The organism is Bacillus sp. lyk4-R2A-2 (assembly GCF_030209735.1).
Taxonomy (GTDB): Bacteria; Bacillota; Bacilli; order Bacillales; family Bacillaceae; genus Bacillus; species Bacillus pumilus.
This window is the reverse complement of the sequence record NZ_JARVRK010000006.1, coordinates 708,223-724,373: the sequence shown is the minus strand read 5'-3', so window position 1 is coordinate 724,373 and position 16,151 is coordinate 708,223. Positions and strand designations below refer to the sequence as shown.

At 43.9% G+C, this 16,151-nt stretch carries 15 protein-coding genes; 14 read left to right on the top strand and 1 reads right to left on the bottom strand.

Translation table 11 applies throughout. The features are described from left to right. Nucleotides 1-22: 22 nt before the first annotated feature. From srtB to cydC, 8 genes are all read left to right on the top strand, one after another. Nucleotides 23-775 carry a class B sortase gene (srtB, locus tag QRN39_RS14580; protein ID WP_284907501.1) on the top strand — a complete coding sequence of 251 codons (753 nt, stop codon included), beginning with the start codon at nucleotides 23-25 and terminating at the stop codon, nucleotides 773-775. 18 nt (nucleotides 776-793) lie between these two features. Further along, nucleotides 794-1,732 carry an ABC transporter substrate-binding protein gene (locus tag QRN39_RS14575; RefSeq protein ID WP_284907500.1) on the top strand — a complete coding sequence of 313 codons (939 nt, stop codon included), beginning with the start codon at nucleotides 794-796 and terminating at the stop codon, nucleotides 1,730-1,732. Next, on the top strand, nucleotides 1,729-2,742 hold the full coding sequence (locus QRN39_RS14570; protein ID WP_050944543.1) for a FecCD family ABC transporter permease: 1,014 nt from the start codon (nucleotides 1,729-1,731) through the stop codon (nucleotides 2,740-2,742). Before QRN39_RS14575 ends, QRN39_RS14570 begins: the two co-directional genes overlap by 4 nt. 1 nt (nucleotide 2,743) lies before the next feature. After that, the gene (gene isdG / locus QRN39_RS14565; protein ID WP_106029455.1) at nucleotides 2,744-3,865 is read left to right on the top strand and encodes a heme oxygenase; all 1,122 of its coding nucleotides are present in this window, start codon (nucleotides 2,744-2,746) and stop codon (nucleotides 3,863-3,865) included. Nucleotides 3,866-4,196: 331 nt separating this feature from the next. After that, nucleotides 4,197-5,612 (top strand): cytochrome ubiquinol oxidase subunit I, encoded by a 1,416-nt coding sequence (locus tag QRN39_RS14560; protein WP_003214979.1) that lies wholly within the window; start codon nucleotides 4,197-4,199, stop codon nucleotides 5,610-5,612. Next, a complete protein-coding gene (cydB, locus tag QRN39_RS14555) occupies nucleotides 5,599-6,615 on the top strand; it encodes a cytochrome d ubiquinol oxidase subunit II (RefSeq protein ID WP_044140290.1) in 1,017 nt (338 codons plus the stop codon). Before QRN39_RS14560 ends, cydB begins: the two co-directional genes overlap by 14 nt. Continuing rightward, the gene (gene cydD / locus QRN39_RS14550; protein ID WP_284907499.1) at nucleotides 6,615-8,351 is read left to right on the top strand and encodes a thiol reductant ABC exporter subunit CydD; all 1,737 of its coding nucleotides are present in this window, start codon (nucleotides 6,615-6,617) and stop codon (nucleotides 8,349-8,351) included. Before cydB ends, cydD begins: the two co-directional genes overlap by 1 nt. Beyond that, nucleotides 8,341-10,074 (top strand): thiol reductant ABC exporter subunit CydC, encoded by a 1,734-nt coding sequence (gene cydC, locus QRN39_RS14545; RefSeq protein WP_284907498.1) that lies wholly within the window; start codon nucleotides 8,341-8,343, stop codon nucleotides 10,072-10,074. The genes cydD and cydC overlap by 11 nt, the downstream gene beginning before the upstream one ends. A 57-nt stretch (nucleotides 10,075-10,131) precedes the next feature. Here the strand turns inward: cydC and QRN39_RS14540 are convergent, their stop codons facing one another. After that, on the bottom strand, nucleotides 10,132-11,169 hold the full coding sequence (locus QRN39_RS14540; RefSeq protein ID WP_226804433.1) for a pectate lyase family protein: 1,038 nt from the start codon (nucleotides 11,167-11,169) through the stop codon (nucleotides 10,132-10,134). A gap of 474 nt (nucleotides 11,170-11,643) precedes the next feature. Between QRN39_RS14540 and sigY the strand changes: the two genes are divergently transcribed. The 6 genes from sigY to QRN39_RS14510 all read left to right on the top strand — a co-directional run bounded on the left by sigY (nucleotide 11,644) and on the right by QRN39_RS14510 (nucleotide 16,081). Beyond that, nucleotides 11,644-12,177 (top strand): RNA polymerase sigma factor SigY, encoded by a 534-nt coding sequence (gene sigY, locus QRN39_RS14535; RefSeq protein WP_003214662.1) that lies wholly within the window; start codon nucleotides 11,644-11,646, stop codon nucleotides 12,175-12,177. After that, nucleotides 12,174-12,485: a YxlC family protein gene (locus tag QRN39_RS14530; protein ID WP_050944537.1), complete on the top strand. Its 312-nt coding sequence runs from the start codon at nucleotides 12,174-12,176 to the stop codon at nucleotides 12,483-12,485. Before sigY ends, QRN39_RS14530 begins: the two co-directional genes overlap by 4 nt. After that, nucleotides 12,482-12,694 carry a transcriptional regulator gene (locus tag QRN39_RS14525; protein ID WP_268459130.1) on the top strand — a complete coding sequence of 71 codons (213 nt, stop codon included), beginning with the start codon at nucleotides 12,482-12,484 and terminating at the stop codon, nucleotides 12,692-12,694. Before QRN39_RS14530 ends, QRN39_RS14525 begins: the two co-directional genes overlap by 4 nt. Nucleotides 12,695-13,006: 312 nt before the next feature. Then, on the top strand, nucleotides 13,007-14,377 hold the full coding sequence (gdhA, locus tag QRN39_RS14520) for an NADP-specific glutamate dehydrogenase (RefSeq protein ID WP_284907497.1): 1,371 nt from the start codon (nucleotides 13,007-13,009) through the stop codon (nucleotides 14,375-14,377). Between the two features lie 83 nt (nucleotides 14,378-14,460). After that, nucleotides 14,461-14,574 carry a hypothetical protein gene (locus QRN39_RS14515; RefSeq protein ID WP_003214702.1) on the top strand — a complete coding sequence of 38 codons (114 nt, stop codon included), beginning with the start codon at nucleotides 14,461-14,463 and terminating at the stop codon, nucleotides 14,572-14,574. 124 nt (nucleotides 14,575-14,698) lie between these two features. Then, nucleotides 14,699-16,081 carry a copper amine oxidase gene (locus tag QRN39_RS14510; RefSeq protein WP_284907496.1) on the top strand — a complete coding sequence of 461 codons (1,383 nt, stop codon included), beginning with the start codon at nucleotides 14,699-14,701 and terminating at the stop codon, nucleotides 16,079-16,081. Nucleotides 16,082-16,151: the final 70 nt, after the last annotated feature.

Below are 16,151 nucleotides of genomic sequence, written 5' to 3'. Positions count from 1 at the left end.
TGCAAAAAGCAGGTGAGACAGTGTGAAAAGAGGAAAACGGGTCTGGCAGCGGATGCTGACGATCGTCTGTTTAGGTGTATTCATTTATAGCGGGTCAGCCATTGGCTTAGAGCTGTTCGGCTATTATCAAAATCGTCAGGTGCTTGCAAAGGCTCAGACGATGTATGGACATGAGCAAGGAATGAATGAAAGCCGGGGGCCGGGAACCATTCGTACGTCATTTGATGAACTGCGGAAGGTAAACGATGACATTGTCGGCTGGATCAATATGAAGGACACGATGATTCAGTACCCAATCGTCCAATCTCGCGATAATGCGTTCTACTTAACCCGTAATTACTTAAAAAACGACACCCGGGCAGGCAGTATTTTTATGGATTATCGCAATGACGTCTTGCATGAAAGCCCGAATACTGTGGTGTACGGACATCGGATGAGGGATGGGTCCATGTTCGCTGGACTCACAAACTATTTAAAAAAGGATTTCTTCGATGAGCATCGGACATTTCAGTACGATACGCTGTATCAAAGCTATGAGGCGGAGATTTTTGCCGTGTATGAAACAACGGTGGACTTTGATTATATACAAACCGATTTTCAAGATCTTGGCGAATATGCGCACTACTTGCAAGCTGTGCGGAAAAAATCAATCTACCAAACGAAAACAGACGTGTCCACAGATGACCTCATTCTCACTCTATCGACCTGTGATCATGTGCTTGCACCGAAAAACGGGCGTCTCGTGGTACAGGCAAAGCTAAAGAAAGTTTACTAGAAAAGGAGAGACAGACGGTTGAAATTTTCACATGTGATCTTCGTGGGACTTGTCTTGATGCTTCTCCTCAGCGGATGCAGTCAGGCAGCACCTGTAGAGAAAGGGAGCGGTCAAGGTGCGCTGAAGATAAAGGACTTTACCGGCAGAACGCTGTCGTTTGAGGACTCCCCTCAGCGTATTGTCTCATTATCGACTGGAGACATGAGCATCCTATATGCCTTAGGCGGTGAGGTGGTCGGTCGTCCGGCCGCCGAATTACCAGAGAGCTTACAACAGGCTACATCAGTCCAAACAATTGGTACCACACATCAATTTGATGTAGAGCTCATCACAAGCTTAAAGCCCGATGTTGTACTTGGGAATGAACAATTAAACAGCAAGGACATCTCTACAATAGAAGGAATTGGTTCACAGCTTCTTTTGACAAGTGCCAATTCAGTGAAGGACATCCAGCGCCAAATTACGTTATTCGGAGATTTGCTAGGGAAGCAGCAAAAGGCAAAAGCGCTTAACAAGCAAATCGATCAGCGGAAAAAGCAGGTCAAACAGCCTCAGAAAAAAGTGAAGACACTCGTTGTATACGGGGCACCTGGCACATATATGGCGGCACTTCCTCAATCCTTAAGCGGAGATTTACTGCACATCGCTGGAGGGACGAACATTGCTGAGAATGAACCAGCACTCGAGAAATTCCCTCAATACGCTCAAATCAATGCAGAAAAGGTCATCGAAGCTGATCCTGATCTTATCCTGCTTATGACCCACAGCAATCCTGAAGATGTGAAAGCGGGCTTTATGAGTGAAATGAAACAGAATGCCGCATGGCACGATGTATCAGCTGTCAAACATGGACACGTCGAGATTCTGCCTAGTGATCTATTTGGGACGAATCCAGGCGCAGACGTGATCAGAGCGATTGATGAGCTAGAGAAAAGATTGAAGCGATTGTCATCATGAAAATGAATGCAGAATTAGATTTTCAAAAAAGACAGTCGAGGCGAAGATGGCTGATACCCGGACTATTCATCTCGTTAGTTGTAGGCGCATGCCTAGGGCTTGCATTAGGTTCTGTTCAATTATCACTGCAAGATTTACTCGCTGCTTTGACGGGATCAGGTCAGCCTGTCCATGAGAAAATTGTGATGGATTTACGCCTACCGCGCGTTCTCATCGGTTTCATCGTTGGGGCCTGTCTTGCAGCATCAGGGGCGATTTTACAAGGAGTCGTCCGAAATCCACTCGCTGACCCTGGCATCATCGGTGTGACGGCTGGCGGCGGATTGGCTGCTGTGCTTAGCATGATTGTGTTTCCGCAATTCACGTATTTGCTGCCAGCCGCTGCTTTCCTTGGCGCTTTATTAGCGGCACTTGTGGTGTATATGCTCTCATTTGATCAAGGGGTTTCACCGCTGAAGCTGATTTTGGCGGGAGTGGCAGTCAATGCCCTGCTTGGGGCGGTGATGAATGGGTTTATGGTGCTTTATAGTGAGCGTGTGCAGGCTGTTCTGCCCTTTTTATCAGGAGGATTAAATGGACGGAGCTGGCATCATCTAACCTTCGTGTCGCCCTATGCGCTTGCTGGGTTGTGCCTTTGTTTTTTTGCCATCAAGCCGGCAAATCTTCTTTTGCTTGGCGATGAATCGGCTCAGCTGCTCGGTCTCAGAGTAGAGCGCACCCGGTTTTTCTTAATTGCACTGGCGGCACTTTTAGCTGGTGCAGCAGTAAGTGTGAGCGGCTTAATTGGATTTGTCGGACTAGTCGTTCCTCATTTTATCCGTCTTTTAATTGGAGATGACTACCGGTATCTGCTGCCGATCTCGATGCTGGGCGGAGGCGTGCTTGTGGTTTTTGCAGATACAGCCGCAAGGGTATGGTTTACGCCAGTTGAACTGCCTGTCGGTATCCTACTTGCCTGCATCGGTGCACCTTTCTTCCTCTATTTATTAAAAAAGAAAGGGAGGGGTTAAGTTGGATGTGATCGCTATGGATGACGTGAGTCTCAGTCAAGGAGGCTTTCAGCTGTCATCTATTTCAGCAGCTGTTCCTAAAGGAAGCGTGACAGGAATTATTGGACCGAATGGATCAGGGAAGTCGACTTTTATTAAAGCAGCCGCACGTCTTACGTCAATCGAAAGCGGCACGATATACATTCACGATATACCGCAAAAAGAGATGACAGCTCAGGAGATCGCAAAGGAAATCGCCGTTCTCATGCAGTCGAGAACAGCCATTCCATCTATGACCGTACGGGAGCTGGTCGCACTTGGACGCAGTCCGCATCGTTCGATCTGGAAAAAAAGCTCGAAGACAGATCAAGAAGCGATTGAGTGGGCGCTTGATGTGACCAATAGCCGGATCAATGAAAATAGAATGCTGCATACATTGTCTGGCGGAGAAAGGCAAAAAGCGTATATTGCGATGGCGCTCGCTCAGAAGACGGAGACGATTATTCTGGATGAGCCGACAACTTACTTAGATATTGCGCATCAGCTTGATTTACTAGAGCTGCTCAAACAGCTGAATAAGACGCATGGAATCACCATTTTAATGGTTCTTCACGACCTGCAGCAGGCAGCAAAATATTGTGACCGCCTTATTGCGATGAAGCGTGGTCAGATTTATCAAATAGGGACACCAAAAGAAGTATTAACAGAAAGCTTTTTCAAAGAGGTCTTTGGGATTCAGGCTGAGGTTCACTTAGACGGTGAGCATCCGCTTATTATTCCAATCGCTTCGATCCAACAACAAAAGGGAGATGAACAAAACATGATCATTGTCAACAACCAGGTAAGAGTAGAAAAAGGCAGTGCCGACCACCTCGTCAAGCGTTTTAACAAGCAGGGACAAGTAGAATTCATGGAAGGATTTTTAGGCATGGAAGTATGGGTCACACAGCAGACAACCGATTACGATGAAGTGACCATTCATACACGCTGGAATCGAAAAGAAGACTTTGTGAATTGGACAAAATCTCAGGCATTTGGTGATGCGCACGCTCATGGAAAAGCGAAACCTGAAGGTCTATTAAAAAACAAAATTACGTACTATGAAGTGCAAGTCACTAGACCAGCTTTACAGAAAAAAGCCTAAAAAAGAAACACAGCGCTGCAGCTCACGTGCAGCGCTATTTTTTTACGTTTTTTTACTTTCTGTCACATATCTTTGACAAAGTATTCAAACAACTGACACAATACCTCCCAATTTTTAGGTAAAATTTACTTTATTTTTGAAGCGTATGGGTGTAAAGTACAGGTATAAATAACTAACCGAATGAAAAGCAAGAGTAAAATTTCACCGAGTAAACCATTTCAAACAGGCTATTGTTTGTGAACCATTGAACAAATAGTGAACATTTTGTGAAATGGTGAGCATAGACATTTCGAATCATTCGGCATGTGAAAGTAAGGGAGGATGTAAGGCTGTGAGTGAGCTGTTTTTAGCAAGATTTCAATTTGCTTCAACGACATTATTTCATTTTATTTTTGTTCCTATGTCAATAGGTTTGGTGTTTATCGTTGCATTGATGCAGACCCTTTATGTCGTCAAGAAAAAAGAGATTTATAAAAAGATGGCGAAGTTTTGGGGTCATCTATTCTTACTCAATTTTGCAGTAGGTGTGGTGACAGGGATTCTCCAGGAATTCCAGTTTGGGATGAACTGGTCAGATTATTCAAGGTTTGTCGGTGATGTATTTGGTGCACCGCTTGCCATTGAAGCACTGCTCGCCTTTTTCCTTGAATCTACATTTATTGGACTTTGGATATTCGGCTGGGATCGTTTGCCGAAGAAGATTCATTTATTGTGTATTTGGCTTGTTTCCCTTGGTACGATCTTTTCGGCGTTTTGGATTTTACTCGCCAACTCATTTATGCAAGAGCCAGTTGGATTTGTCATTAAAAATGGCCGTGCAGAAATGAATGACTTTGGCGCTCTTGTAACGAACCCGCAGCTTTGGGTTGAATTCCCGCACGTTCTGTTTGGTGCGCTGGCTACAGGTGCATTCTTTATTGCAGGAGTTAGTGCCTATAAAATGATCAAAAAACAAGAAATCGCCTTTTTCAAAAAATCATTCCAGATTGCCATGGTTCTCGCTTTAATTTCTGGTTTAGGTGTGGCATTCTCTGGACATGATCAAGCGAAGCACTTAATGGAATCACAGCCAATGAAGATGGCAGCAAGTGAAGCCCTTTGGAAGGATAGTGGAGATCCAGCGGCTTGGACACTATTTGCCAATATTGATACAGATAAAAAAGAAAACTCTGCGGAGATCAATATTCCGTTTGCTTTAAGTTACTTGGCTTATTCGAAGTTTAGTGGAGATGTGCCAGGCATGCTGACCCTTCAAAAAGAATATGAAGCAAAGTTTGGTCCTGGAGACTACATTCCGCCAGTAAAAACAACCTTCTGGAGCTTTAGAATCATGGTTGGTGCCGGCATGCTGATGATTTTTGCCAGTATGATTGGCTTGTACTTGAGCTTTAGAAAGAAACTCGAAACGAACAAATGGTTTTTACGCTTCATGGTAGGGATGATTGCATTCCCATTTATTGCGAACTCAGCTGGCTGGATCATGACTGAAATTGGGCGTCAGCCGTGGACGGTCTTTGGTATGATGACGACGGCTCAATCGATTTCGCCAAACGTATCGTATGGCATGCTGTTATTCTCAGTCATTAGCTTTACGACGATGTATCTGATTCTTGCCATCTTGCTTGCCTACCTATTCATTCGAGAAATTAAAAAAGGTGCACATTCGGAAGAGGATACAGATCAAAAGGATGAAACGGACCTGTCTACAGATCCATTTGATGGAGGCGCATATCATGGCATATCTTAACGAGATTTGGTTTATTCTTGTCGCAGTATTGTTTGTTGGATTTTTCTTCTTAGAAGGATTTGATTTTGGTGTTGGGATGTCCATGCAGCTGCTTGGAAAGGATGCGCACGAACGCCGCATTTTAATTAACACGATTGGCCCTTTCTGGGATGCGAATGAGGTCTGGCTGATTACAGCTGGGGGCGCTATTTTCGCTGCTTTCCCTAACTGGTATGCCACGATGTTCAGTGGATACTACATACCGTTTGCGGTTCTCCTCTTAGCACTCATCGGGCGCGGCGTCGCCTTTGAATTCCGAGGGAAGGTTGAGAAAGCCTCTTGGATCAAAGCATGGGACTGGGTCATCTTCTTTGGCAGTCTTCTGCCGCCGTTTTTACTCGGTGTGCTATTCACAAGTATTTTACGCGGGATGCCAATTGATCAAGACATGAACATGTACGCTGGTTTTACGGATTTTGTGAATCTTTATTCAGTGATTGGCGGGTTAGCTGTGACGGTTCTTTGCCTTCTGCACGGATTGATTTTCGTCACACTTCGTACAGAGGGTGATTTAAGAGATCGTGCGAGAAAGCTTGGCAAGCGTGTCCTGCTGATTGCGCTGCCAGTTCTTGTCCTATTTGTTGGTGTATCTATCATGGAAACAGACATTTATACGGTACGCCCGATCATCACCATTCCGTTAACTGTCCTCATTGTGGTTTGTTACGTAGCGGCGCTATTCTTTATGAAAAAAGAACGTGATGGCTGGACATTCCTATTCACAGGTGCGGGAATCATGGTGACAGTGACGATGCTGTTCACTGCACTGTTCCCGCGCGTTATGATTAGCTCAATCAACCATACGTTTGATCTGACCATTCAAAACGCTGCATCTGGATCTTATTCACTGACGGTGATGACGATTGTTGCCATTTCTTTGCTGCCCTTTGTGCTTGGGTATCAAATTTGGAGCTATTACGTCTTCCGTAAACGTGTAAGCGGTAAGGAGCCAATGACCTACTAATGGATAAACGTTTGCTTCAATTAAAAGGAATGAGAGGGCTTCTTGCCCTCTTAGGTATTGTGTCACTCATCCAAGGAGCAAGTATTATTTTCCAAGCACAGTGGCTGGCACATGCCATTACTACGCTGTTTGACGGGAAAAGCCTTTCGCAGGCAACGCCTTATGTCCTGCTGTTTCTTGCTGCCTTTCTGGTGCGGCACGGTCTCACCTTGATTCGGGAGAAGGTCATGTTTACCTACTCTTCCCGAATTGGAGCAGACGTCAGAAAACAGCTGTTAGACCAACTCTTTCGTTTAGGTCCAGCTTTTACAAAGAAAAAGGGTACAGGAAAGCTTGTCACATTAGCGATGGAGGGAATTGCTCAATATCGTCAGTATTTACAGCTATTTTTACCGAAGATGGTGAACATGGCTGTGATACCGGCAATGGTCCTCATCTATGTTTGGACATTAGACGAAACATCTGCCGTCATTTTAATCGTGACGCTGCCGATTTTAATTATCTTTATGATTTTGCTAGGTCTTGTCGCTCAGCGTAAAGCGGCCAAACAATGGAGATCGTATGAGAAATTATCCAATCATTTTACTGATTCTCTCCGCGGCCTTGAAACGCTTCGTTATTTAGGCATTAGCAAAAAACATTCCCGCAATATCGGGGAAGTGTCAAAGCGATATCGAAAGGCGACCATGAGCACGCTGAAGGTCGCATTTCTTTCATCATTTGCGCTTGATTTCTTTTCCATGCTGTCGATTGCAACCGTCGCTGTCTTTCTCGGCTTGCGATTAATTGAAGGAGAGCTTCTGTTATTGCCGGCTTTGACGGCGCTCATGCTGGCACCGGAATATTTTTTGCCAGTACGTGAAGTGGGCAATGATTATCATGCCACGCTAAATGGAAAAGAAGCGAATGAGGCGATGCAGGTCATTTTAGAAGAAAAGGGCTTCCGCGCGCAGGAAACACAATCAGTGCAGTTGAACGAGTGGAATGAACAGTCTGCGCTCACCCTGCAAGATGTGAGTGTCCAGCATGACGAACATGCCCCTTATTCGATTCAGGATGTAGATCTCACTGTGAAAGGGAAGAAGAAAATCGGAATCATTGGTGCCAGTGGTTCAGGGAAATCGACATTAACCGATGTGCTCGGCGGCTTTGTTGAACCGACCTCAGGTCAAATCACACTAAACGGCCAGCCGCTTGTTCATTTACAGATGAAGGAATGGCAAAAGGAAGTCGTCTATATGCCGCAGCACCCTTATTTATTTCACATGACATTAAGAGAAAACATTCGTTTTTATGAACCGCATGCAACAGATGAAGATGTGGAAAGAGCTACCAGTGAAGCTGGCTTATCTCAGCTCGTGGCGCAGCTGCCAAATGGTCTTGATGAGGTCATTGGAGAACAGGGAAGAGGGCTAAGCGGCGGACAGGCACAAAGAATTGCGCTTGCGCGAACGGTGCTGGGCAAGCGGTCCATTATGCTGTTAGATGAACCAACGGCACATCTCGATATTGAGACAGAGTATGAATTGAAGAAAACAATGCTTCCGCTGTTTGAAGATAAACTTGTGTTCTTAGCGACACATAGGCTTCATTGGATGCCAGACATGGATGAGATCATTGTCATGGATCAAGGAACGATTGCGGAAATGGGTACACATGAATCATTGATGCAAAGAAAAGGCGTGTATTATCAATTGGTACAGGAGCAAATGGGGGCGGTCACACATGGTAAGTAAAGGCTGGTTTATACCTTATATCAAGGAGAATCAAAAGCTGTTTGCGCTGGTTTTATTTCTAGGGGCAATTGCAGTATTCTCTGCTTCTATGCTGATGTATATGTCAGGATTTCTCATTTCAAAAGCTGCCACAAGACCTGAGAATATACTTATGGTCTACGTCCCAATTGTAGCTGTCCGTACCTTTGGTATATCACGCTCAGCTGCCCGCTATGCAGAAAGATTGGCGAGCCACCAGCTCATTTTGACCATGATTGAAAAAATGCGTGTCCGCCTATATGACATGGCTGAACGAAGTGCGAAACAGACAAAGCTGGGTACAGGTGAAATGCTGGGGCTCTTGTCAGATGATGTTGAGAGACTGCAGGATGCCTATTTAAAAACCATCTTTCCATCTATCGGTGCGCTGCTTTTATATGCCGCATCGATTGGGGCACTTGGCCTATTCTCATGGCCTTTTGCTGGCTTGATGCTGCTTTATATGGCACTTCTCGTATTTGTTTTCCCATACGTCACAGTGCTAGTGAACCGGGCGAGACAAATTCAAATGAAAAAAGGCAGAAATGAACTGTACAGCCATTTAACAGATGCCGTCATGGGCGTGAGTGACTGGTTGTTTAGCGGTAGGCAGAAAGATTTTGTTGGTGAATATGAACAGAAAGAAGCGCAGCTGTTAGCGCTTGAAGCAGCTAAGCACCGATTTATCCGTCTGCGCCAGTTTTTTGCACAGCTTATCATTGGAGGAGCTGTCGTGCTTGTCGTGTATTGGAGCGGTTCAGTTGTGCAGTCAGGCTCGATGTCACACACCCTGATTGCAGCCTTCGTGCTTGTGCTTTTTCCGTTAACAGAAGCCTTTCTTCCACTCTCAGATGCAGCAGGTGATATTCCAGTCTATCAGCATGCTGTCAGCAGATTACATCATTATGAAAAGCTTTCGTATGAAGGAGAATCAGAGCGCAAGACAGCGGATCAGTCAGCTGTTTCTCAAAATGACGCTGTTTCTTTTGATCGAGTGTCCTTTGGGTATGATTTGCACCAACACGTGCTAAAGCATCTGTCATTTTCATTGAAGCAAGGAGAATCGCTTGCTCTCTTGGGAAAAAGTGGTGCAGGAAAATCGACTATTTTGAAATTGTTAGAAGGAGCTGTCGTGCCAAATCAAGGAGCTGTCAGTATCCAGGGGAAACCGGTCGAAAGCATTCGAGAGAACGTGTCCACCTATGTGTCAGTACTCAATCAACAGCCGTATTTATTCGATACCTCTGTTTTAAACAATATTCGCTTAGGCTCTCCTAATGCGACAGAGGAGCAAGTAAAAGAAGCAGCGAGACAAGTGCAGCTGCACGATACCATCGAATCTTTGCCAGAGGGCTATCACACCGGTGTGCAGGAGACAGGAATTCGTTTCTCAGGTGGAGAAAGACAACGGATGGCGTTAGCCCGGATTTTGCTGCAAAACACCCCGATTGTTGTATTAGATGAGCCCACCGTCGGACTTGACCCACGCACAGAGCGTGAGCTGCTTGAAACCATTTTCCATGTGTTAAAAGGAAAAACGGTCATTTGGATTACCCATCATCTCACTGGCTGTGAGGCATGTGACCGCATTATGTTTATTGAAGATGGACAAATTGAGATGCAGGGGGAGCATCAGGATTTACTGAAAGAAAACCCGCGCTATCAAAAATTGTATGAGATGGATCGTCCGTTTTCTACAATATAAATAGATGAAATGACAAGAGCGTTCGGACAGAGATTTCTGCCCGAACGTTTTGTGGTTTTAAGGATTTACCTTTCCAACACCAGCATTTGATACAACTTCTGATTTGACATTGTTCACGTTAAGCAAGGAGTAGTTATAAGGAGGGTTGTACGTACCTGTAGAAGACGTTGGCAGACTGCCTGTGCTGTTAATAAATGAGTTGTTGATGACATGCCATGTACCGACTTGACGGCTGTCCCAGCTGCCGATCGCATTTTTTGTATTTTCAAATACGTTGTGCTCAATTCTCATTTTTGCGCCCATACGAGAGTTAATTGCAGTTGTCAGGATGCCTTTGTAATAGTTGTTATAGACATGTCCTTCCCCAAAGCGCATAGATGGTACACGAGAATTCAGGTTTTCGAAACGGTTGTTGTGGAATGTGATTTTTCGGTTGTAGTTGTCGTTATCAGAGCTGCCCATGAGCATCGTTTTCCAGCTGTCATGAACATAGTTCCATGAGAAGGTAATATAATCGGAGTCATTTTTCACATCGAATAATCCATCATAATCATCTTTACCAGAGTTTAATGTATTGTACAGTTCATTATGATCGACCCATACGTTTTTAGAAGCGCCTTCGATTCCGATGGCATCCTTGTCACCGATTTTGCTGTGATGGATTTTCAGGTTGCGGATGATGATGTTATTGGCACGCCATACTTTAATGCCAATTCCATTAAATTCACCTTTTGTGCCTTTGCCGACGATTGAGACATTGTTTGTATCTTTCACATCGATTTTATTGGCAGATGTATTAGAAGGGGTAATCGTCCCGTCGACAACAATTTTTAATTTTTCGTTTGTTCCTTTACTTTTGAGGGCAGCCAATAGTTCATTTCCAGTTTTGACTGTGACGGTTTTACCGCCTTCACCGCCTGTTGTACCGCCATTTAATGTGGAGAATCCTTGTTGATTAAAATTGGCCATAATAGAAGGGCTTTCGGGATACTTTACTGCCGCCTTTGCCTCCCCATTAGGTGCAAATAATGAAGTCACGAGACCAACCGCTAACACACCAGCTAACATTGGAACTTTTTTCTTCAAAGTCAACATCTCCATTCATTTTTGTTTTAATGTAAACGTTTCCAAAAATAAGCTGCAATTCAACTGCTCCTCCTTTCTTCGCCAGTATCGCCTTTTTCGGAATGTAGGAAGAGCATAGCATGCAAAAAGGTATCATCGGCTAAGAATTGGCGCTGTGTATTCCATGATTTTCTAGAAAACTAAGGCCATGATTATTTTATTTTCGTCTAAATGAGACAAGGATCATTGACGATAGGTATTGGGATGACCTAGTGATTATGGGGGAGAGCATCTCCGCTTGACAGAAAATCAGAACGCATCATTTTGTTAGAGCCGAAAGAATGTCATAATCATTACATAAGAAAAAACTGGATATTTAACGCTTCAATTGCTGGATCAACAGGGAGAAAAGCAGACAAGCTAAAAAAATAAAATCTATTTTGAACGATATCGTCATACGTGTCGTCTCATGAATAAGAGAAGAAAAAGGAAGGAGGGGTGTGTTTGGAGCAGACAGAAGAGACATTATTGATTCAGCGGGCAAAACAGGGGGATGATGCTGCATTTACAGCTCTTTATCGCCATCATTATTCCTTTCTTTACCGTTATATAATGAAGCTCACCCTTCAACAAGAGCTTGCAGAAGAAATCATGCAAGAAACGATGCTGAAAGCGTACATGAAACTCTCATCTTTTAGAGGAGATTCCTTATTTTCAACATGGCTCATATCCATTGCATCTAGACAATTTTTGGATCACCAGAAGAAAAGAAAACGTGAACAATTGAGGGAAGGAAAGGCGAATCAAGAGACGATACGCCGTTTTAAATGGGAGATTCAGCAAAAGGGACATACATGGCATGAGATGTGGGATGCTCTTAACGAATTGAAGGCTCAGGAGAGAGCGCCGATTATTTTGCACTATTATTATGGCTTTACTTATCCAGAGATTGCTTCAATGCTCGGGATGAGAGAAGGTACTGTGAAGTCGAGGGTTCATCATGGATTAAAGAAAATTCGAAAGGAGTGGTCTCAATGAAGGAAGATCAGTTCACCGAACGTTTAAAGGAAGAGTTACAGCAGCTAGATGATCAAATCGAAGTGAAAGAGCCAAGTGAACAGGCTGTCATGATGATGCTGAAGCAGGCGAAGGAACAAGAGAAAAGGCGTTTTAAACAAGAAGTACTGGCGTACGTTCTCATCAGTCTGACCATTCTCACACTATTTGTCGCTGCCATCACCCATTTGCCTATCATCTTCATTCTTCTTCAAGTAGTGAGTGTGCCGCTCTGCGTTGTTGTCGGCATCAAGGAATATCAACACATTAAAGGAGGGTCTTCCTTATGAGTCAGTCGGAGATGATCATCTTATTGTGCGCATTGCCGTTACTATTTGCGCAGGGCCTTCTTTTATTTATGGATGCCAAAAAAAGAGGACGTTATAAGTGGTTTTGGGGCATTGTCGGTTTAATTAACTTCCCATCGTCTTCTATTTTATATTGGTTTTGTGTCGTGTACCCTGATCGAAAAAAAGAGAAGGAGATCCGAAAAGATTGAGCAGAGGTCTATAAAACTTTAGGCCTTTTTTCTTGTTGAAGATCAACTAGAAATCATTCATGGTTCATCTAATTGTCAAAGAGTGCGGGATATATAACGTCTAAATCATGATTTCTAGCTCAATAGTCATTCTGTAAGGGATACTTTCTAAAAACGATTGCGGCGGCTGCTTGATCCATCTCAAATCGGCATCATTTTCATCTGTTATCAGTATTGATCAGTTTTTACAAATGGTGTTAAATTAATCTCAATATGCGTTAGAAAATCTAACAGGATAAATGTGTGAAGATATACAAAGGAGGCAGATGAGACATGTTGACCTTAGATCGAGCAGCACAAACAGCACAAAGCTACATCGACCGTGTGTTAGAAGAGGTGGAAAAACGAAATCCTGGTGAGGAGGAATTTCAGCAAGCCGTAAGAGAAATTCTCGAATCACTCGTTCCCGTTTTTGCAAAGCATCCAGAGTATGAAAAACAAGGCATTTTAGAACGACTCATCGAGCCTGAACGGCTTGTGGTATTTCGCGTACCATGGGTAGATGATGAGGGGAAAGTACAAGTTAATCGGGGATTTAGGGTTCAATTCAACAGTGCCATCGGTCCTTATAAAGGAGGCATTCGTTTCCACCCATCTGTCAATGCAAGCATTATTAAGTTTTTAGGATTTGAACAAATCTTTAAAAACGCACTGACTGGTATGCCGATCGGTGGAGGAAAAGGTGGATCAGATTTTGATCCTAAAGGGAAATCGGATGGAGAAATCATGCGTTTCGTTCAAAGCTTTATGAGTGAGCTCAGCCGATATATTGGACCTGATCAAGATGTGCCAGCAGGTGATATTGGCGTAGGGGCACGCGAAATTGGTTATATGTTTGGGCAGTACAAGAAAATGCGTGGTGCTTATGAAGCAGGTGTGCTCACAGGGAAAAGCCCTGGATTTGGAGGCAGCTTAGCGAGAAAAGAAGCGACAGGCTATGGATTGGTGTACTTTATGGAAGAAATGTTAAAAGCACATGGACTTCAATTTGAAGGACGTTCAGTTGTCGTGTCCGGCTCAGGGAACGTGTCTATTTATGCGATGGAAAAGGTCATAGAGCTAGGTGGTAAGGTCGTTGCGTGCAGTGATTCAAGCGGAGCGATTTATGATCCACAAGGCATTTCACTTGAAACAGTGAAGCAACTGAAGGAAATAAGCAATCAACGGATTGGGGCATACATAGACATTCACCCGCATGCTGAATTGATTGAAGATTGCGAACAAATTTGGTCTGTTCCTTGTGACATTGCGCTTCCATGTGCAACGCAAAATGAAATATCTGAGATGCAGGCACAGCAGCTCGTGGAAAATGGTGTCATTGCGGTAGGAGAAGGAGCGAATATGCCTTCTACTCTAAAGGCAGTCAAAGTTTTTGAACAGAATGATATTCTATTCGCGCCGGCAAAAGCGGCGAATGCAGGCGGGGTAGGTGTCTCAGCGCTGGAAATGGCGCAAAATAGTGCAAGAATGTCTTGGACATTTGAGGAAGTAGATGATCAGCTGAAACAAATGATGCAGACGATTTATCGTCAGTGTACAGAGACAGCGGACGAATATGGACACTCTGGAAACTTAATAGTAGGAGCAAATATTGCAGGATTTCGCAAAGTGGCAGATGCGATGATCGCACAAGGCGTGATTTAACTCCTGCTCTCCCGCACCTGTTTATTTCATGACAAGATGGGGAATCTTCCTTGTAAGAATGACAATAAGGAGGCGCGGGAGAAATGAAAAAATGGCTGAAACAAATTTTTAAATGGGCACCTGTGATTTATCCAGTGGTGAGAAAAATATATAAAGAGCGGAAAGCATCTAAACGTCGTAACGTATCAGCCGGATAATCCGGCTTTTTTTATGCAAGCATGACCGATTGTGCGCTAAACAAAAAAGATGATAGATTTGAATGATCCATTTCATGCTTCTTTCCGTTAAGTACATAACAAACGGAAAGAGGAGGAAAAACAGATGAACATGAAAAAAGCGATTTTAACCATTCCGCTTAGCGCAGCATTACTATTTCCGGCAGCCCATAGCGCAAGTGCACACGAAGGACATATGCATGGAGAGGCAAAGAAGACATCTTCGTCACAAGAGGTGTCAAACAAAGCAACCGATCTTCGAGCAGCACTAGACCAGTTATTTTCGGAGCATGCCTACTTAGCAGTCATCACAATGCAAAAGGGAATTGACGGCAGCAAAGATTTTAAACAAGCAGCGGCAGCGCTAAATGACAACACAAATGACTTATCGGAAGCCATCGCTTCTGTGTACGGAAAAAAAGCAGGGAAACAATTCAAAGACATTTGGTCAAGCCATATCGGCTACTTTGTGGATTATGTACAAGCAACCGCAAAGAAAGATGAGGCAGGTAAAAAGAAAGCTGTCAAGCAGCTTGATCAATATCGAGTCAAACAAGCCGACATGCTCGATCAAGCAACAGGCGGGAGATTGAAAGCAAGTGAGCTTGAAGAAGGCTTGAAGATGCATGTGAACGAATTATTAAAAGCGTTTGACAGCTACACAGAAAAGGATTTTGATACGACCTATGAGACTGTTAGAAAATCCATTCATCATATGTTTGAAGTAGGCAAAGGCGTATCGTGGGCGATCACAGATCAATTTCCTGGGAAATTTGATCATAAATCTGTCGATACACCAGCCGCAGATCTTCGTGAAGATTTAAACTACTTGTTCTCAGAGCATTTGGCACTTGCGGTCGTTGCCATGCAAAAAGGAAATGATGGTAGCAAGGACTTTGATCAAGCAGCAGCAGCTTTGAACGAGAATACAAATGATTTATCTAATGCGATTGCATCTGTTTATGGTAAGGATGCAGGAAAACAATTCAAATCCATTTGGTCAAGCCATATTGGTTACTTAGTTGATTATGTCAAAGCGGATGCGTCAGGAGACAAAGAAGCGAAAGAAAAAGCTGTGAAAAACTTGGATGCATATCGGATGAAGCAAGCGAAATTTCTAGATCAAGCGACAGATGGCCGTTTAAAGGCGGCGGATTTAGAAGCTGGCTTAAAAATGCATATTGATGAGCTGATCAAAACATATACGTCTTACCATAATGGCGAATATGATCAGCTTTATCCAACAGTGAGAGAAGCATACGGTCATATGTTCATGGTCGGTCAAGATGTCGCAGCAGCGATTGTTGATCAGCATCCTGAACTGTTCAAATCTAACATGCCTAACGAAATGCCGAAAACAGGTATGGGAGGCACAGCCGGTCCTTTAGGTATGTCATATGAAGCATTTGCGGGATTAATCGCAAGCTTGATCCTAGCAGGCGGTGCAATGGGTGCGTTCTTCCTAATTCGTCGTAAGACATCAAATTAAGCTTATATCAAAACAAAAGGGGGGGGGGAACGTGCACAATCGTGCCGTTCCTTTCTTTCAAAGGAGGCAG

Coding starts and splice junctions, on each gene's coding strand:
- QRN39_RS14540 (WP_226804433.1), bottom strand. CDS start 11,169: ATGTTGACTTTGAAGAAAAAAGTTCCAATGTTAGCTGGTGTGTTAGCG.
- gdhA (WP_284907497.1), top strand. CDS start 13,007: ATGTTGACCTTAGATCGAGCAGCACAAACAGCACAAAGCTACATCGAC.
- cydD (WP_284907499.1), top strand. CDS start 6,615: ATGGATAAACGTTTGCTTCAATTAAAAGGAATGAGAGGGCTTCTTGCC.
- QRN39_RS14510 (WP_284907496.1), top strand. CDS start 14,699: ATGAACATGAAAAAAGCGATTTTAACCATTCCGCTTAGCGCAGCATTA.
- QRN39_RS14530 (WP_050944537.1), top strand. CDS start 12,174: ATGAAGGAAGATCAGTTCACCGAACGTTTAAAGGAAGAGTTACAGCAG.
- QRN39_RS14525 (WP_268459130.1), top strand. CDS start 12,482: ATGAGTCAGTCGGAGATGATCATCTTATTGTGCGCATTGCCGTTACTA.
- cydB (WP_044140290.1), top strand. CDS start 5,599: ATGGCATATCTTAACGAGATTTGGTTTATTCTTGTCGCAGTATTGTTT.
- cydC (WP_284907498.1), top strand. CDS start 8,341: ATGGTAAGTAAAGGCTGGTTTATACCTTATATCAAGGAGAATCAAAAG.
- QRN39_RS14515 (WP_003214702.1), top strand. CDS start 14,461: ATGAAAAAATGGCTGAAACAAATTTTTAAATGGGCACCTGTGATTTAT.
- QRN39_RS14570 (WP_050944543.1), top strand. CDS start 1,729: ATGAAAATGAATGCAGAATTAGATTTTCAAAAAAGACAGTCGAGGCGA.